At 75.5% G+C, this 3,636-nt stretch carries 2 protein-coding genes; both read right to left on the bottom strand.

Translation table 11 applies throughout. The annotated features are described in order from the left end of the window. Positions 1-198: beta-ketoacyl synthase N-terminal-like domain-containing protein (locus tag AQJ30_RS33335; RefSeq protein ID WP_211279151.1), on the bottom strand; the 198-nt coding region annotated here is incomplete at its 3' end. Further along, positions 191-3,622 carry a type I polyketide synthase gene (locus tag AQJ30_RS33340; protein ID WP_342671648.1) on the bottom strand — a complete coding sequence of 1,144 codons (3,432 nt, stop codon included), beginning with the start codon at positions 3,620-3,622 and terminating at the stop codon, positions 191-193. The genes AQJ30_RS33335 and AQJ30_RS33340, both read right to left, overlap by 8 nt. Between the last annotated feature and the right edge of the window lie 14 nt (positions 3,623-3,636).

A 3,636-nucleotide genomic window follows, 5' to 3' on the forward strand; every position in this document is an offset into this window, starting at 1 on the left:
GATTCCGTCCCGGCCGTCCACCACCAGGTCCCACAGGTCCTCGGGCGAGCCCACCCCACCCGGGAAACGGCACGCCATCCCCACGATCGCGATCGGCTCGCGCCGGGCCCGTTCCACTTCGGCGAGCCGGTGCCGGGCGCTCTGGGCCTCGGCCAGCGCACGCCGCAGGTACTCCCGGAGCTTGTCCTCGTCAGCCACGCGGATTCCTTTCCTGCTGCTGGTCGATGCCGAGGTCGTCCACGAGGGTGAACAGTTCGTCGTCGGAGGCCGACGACAGGTCCGCCTCCGGTGTCGCGCCGGTCTGTTCGTCGCCACCGGTCTGTGCGTCGCCGCCGTACTTGGCCAGCAGCGCGGTGAGGCGCATGCGCAGCTCGGTGCGGTCCACGGTGCCCGGGGCGGCATCGGTGAGGGCCACTTCCAGCTGGTCGATGCCGGCGCTCACGGAGATGCCCGTGGTGCCGTCGGCGTCGGGCAGGCTCGCGGACAGGTGCGCCGCGAGGGCGGCCGGTGTCGGATGCTCGAACACGACGGCAGCGGGCAGCCGGACGCCGGTCCGTGCGGCGAGGCGGTTGCGCAGTTCCACGGCGGCCAGGGAGTCGACGCCGAGTTCGGCGAAGGTGCGGTGCCCGAGGACGGCGTCCGGCGAGTCGTGGGCGAGGACGGCCGCCGCCTCGGCGCGCACCAGGGCCAGCAGGGCCTTCTCCCGTTCCGGCCCGGACAGTGAGGTGAGGGCGGTCGGTGAGGTCGGGTCGTCGCCCGCCTGGGCGCCGGTGGCCGGCGCGGGGGCGCCCCGCACCAGGCCCCGGAGCACCGCCGGCACCGGGCCCGCCGACCTGACGGCCGCCCGGTCGAGGCGCAGCGGAGCGAGCACCGGCTCGTCGGTGGTCCGCGCCAGGTCGAACAGCTCCAGCGCCTCGGAGGTGGCCAGGGGCCGCAGCCCGGTGCGGGCGATGCGCGCCCGGTCGGCGTCGGTGAGGTGCGCGGTGATGCCGCTGGTCTCCTCCCACAGCCCCCAGGCCAGCGAGACGGCCGGGAGACCGGCGGCCCGGCGTCGGCGGGCCAGCGCGTCGAGGGCGGCGTTGGCCGCCGCGTAGGCGCCCTGTCCGGGCGAGCCGAGGAGTCCGGCGGCGGAGGAGAACAGTATGAAGTCGGTCAGTTCCCGGTCGCGGGTCAGTTCGTCGAGCCAGCGGGCGCCGAGCACCTTCGGGGCCAGCACCGCCGTGAGCCGTTCCTGGCTCAGGGCGGTGACCACGCCGTCGTCCACGCTGCCCGCCGTGTGCACCACGGCCGTGACCGGGTGCTGCTCCAGCAGGGCGGCCACGGCGTCCCGGTCCGTGACGTCGCAGGCCACGATCCGGGTGACGGCACCGAACCGGGCGAGTTCGTCGGCCAGGGCGGCGGCGCCCGGGGTGTCCGGTCCTCGGCGCCCGGTGAGCACCAGGTCACGCACGCCGCAGTCGGCCGCCAGGTGGCGGGCCAGGGCGGCGCCGAGCGTGCCGAGGCCGCCGGTGACCAGCACCGGGCCGGTGAACGGGCGAGCGGCGTCGCGGCGCTCGGGAAGGGCGGGGAGGGCGGCCAGGGCGAGGGGCGTCAGCCGCGGGACGAGCGGGACGCCGTCGCGTACGACCACCTGGCCGCCGGGCACGTTCCAGACGGCGGCGGGGATGGTGGTGTCCGGCTCAGCGGCAGCACGGTCGTGTGTGCCGTCCGGGTGCGTGTGTGTGCCGTCCGCGTCCGCGCGCGTGCCGTCCTCGACGTCCGGGTCCTCGATGTCGGCGAGCAGGAAGCGGTCCGGGTGTTCCTGCTGCGCCGAGCGCACGAGGCCCCACACGGCGGACGCGGCCGGGTCGCGTCGCGCGTTCCGGGTGCACAGCGCCAGCCGGCTGCCGGCGAACCGGTCCTCCGCCAGCCAGGCCTGCACCGCGTCCAGCGCCCGGCCGGCCGCGAGGGCCGGCTCGTCCTCGGGACGGGGTCGCAGCACCACCACCACGGGCGGTTCCCGGTCGGCCAGTTGGCCCAGTTCAGCCAGTTCAGCCAGGTCCGTGCACGTCACCACGGCCGGCTCCGGGTCGGCCGAGGGGGCGGCGGGCACCAGTTCCTCGGCGAACAGCGTGTCCTGCTGACCGAGTTGGGCTGCCGTCACCGGCCGTACGACGAGGGCGTCCACTACACCGACCGGCGCCCCTTCCGGGTCGATGAGGTCGAGGCGGGCCGACCCGGCGGCCAGTGGGGAAAGGCGCACCCTGAGCGCGGTCGCGCCGGTCCGGGACACCGCCAGCCCGTTCCACGCGAAGGGGAGCAGGGCGCGGTCGTCCGGGGTGCCGTCCAGGTAGCGCAGGGCGTGCAACGCGGCGTCCAGCAGGGCCGGGTGCAGCTGGTACCGGCCGCCGCTGCCGGTGAGGTCCGGCAGGGCGATCTCGGCGAAGACCTCCTCGCCGCGCCGCCAGGCCGCGCGCAGTCCCTGGAACGCCGGGCCGTACTCCAGCCCGGCGGCGGCGAAGTCCGCGTACGCCGTGCCGACGTCGATCGGTGTCGCGTCGGGCGGCGGCCAGGCGGCGGCTCCATCGGCTCGCGGCGGCTCCGTCACGGAGCCGAGCACGGCGCGGGCACAGGTGGTCCACGGGGCGGTCTCCCCCGCCGGCCGGGCGTGGACGGCCAGGGGCCGTTCTCCCGCCGCGCCGGGTGCGCCGGGTGCGCCGGGTGCGCCGGGTGCGCCGGGTGCGCCGACGCGCAGTTGTACCTCGACCGAGGTGTCCTCCGGCAGCAACAGTGGGGTCTCGAGGGTCAGTTCGACGACTCCGGCGAGTCCGGCCTCCGCCGCGGCATGCAGGGCCAGTTCCGCGAACACGCTGCCGGGCACCACGGTCGAGCCGAGCACGGTGTGGTCCGCCAGCCAGGTCTGGGACCGGCTGTCCAGTCGCCCGGACAGGACGAACCCGTCCTCCTCGGCCAACTCCACGGTGGCGTCCAGCAGCGGGTGCCCGCCGGGGTGCGTCGGCGCTGAGTCGGTCTGCAGCCAGTAGCGTTGGCGTCGGAAGGCGGTGGTGGGCAGGTCCACGTGCCCGGCCGGCGGCAGATACGCCGCCCAGTCGACCGACCCGCCGGCCACGTGGAAACGGGCCAGGCCCTCCGCGAGCGTCCGGGCCTGCGGCCGCTCGCGACGTTGCAACGCGACGAACGAGACGGCCGCGTCGTCCGGGACACAATCCACGCCCGCGGCGGTCAGCGCACTGTCGGGGCCGATCTCCACGAACCGGGTCACGCCCTGCCGCCAGGCATGCCCGACCGCATCGGCGAACCGCACCGTCTGCCGGACGTTGCGGACCCAGTACTCCACCGAGTCCGCACCCGCACCCACCTCGACCGACGAGACGAACCCCAACCGCGGACGACCGAACTCGATCCCTTCGATCGCCTCCCGGAAACGGCCCAACACCGGCTCCACCAACGGCGAGTGGAACGCGTGACTCACCCGCAACCGCCGGTGCCGCCACCCCCGCTCAGCCGCCACCCCCGCCACTAGGGCCACCGCAGCCGCATCCCCCGACACCACCACCGACGACGCGCCATTGACCGCCGCCACTTCCACCGCACCCGACAGCCCCTGGAGGACTTGGAGCACCTCGTCCTCCGAGG

Source organism: Streptomyces longwoodensis, assembly GCF_001514125.1.
GTDB classification, from domain to species: domain Bacteria; phylum Actinomycetota; class Actinomycetes; order Streptomycetales; family Streptomycetaceae; genus Streptomyces; species Streptomyces longwoodensis.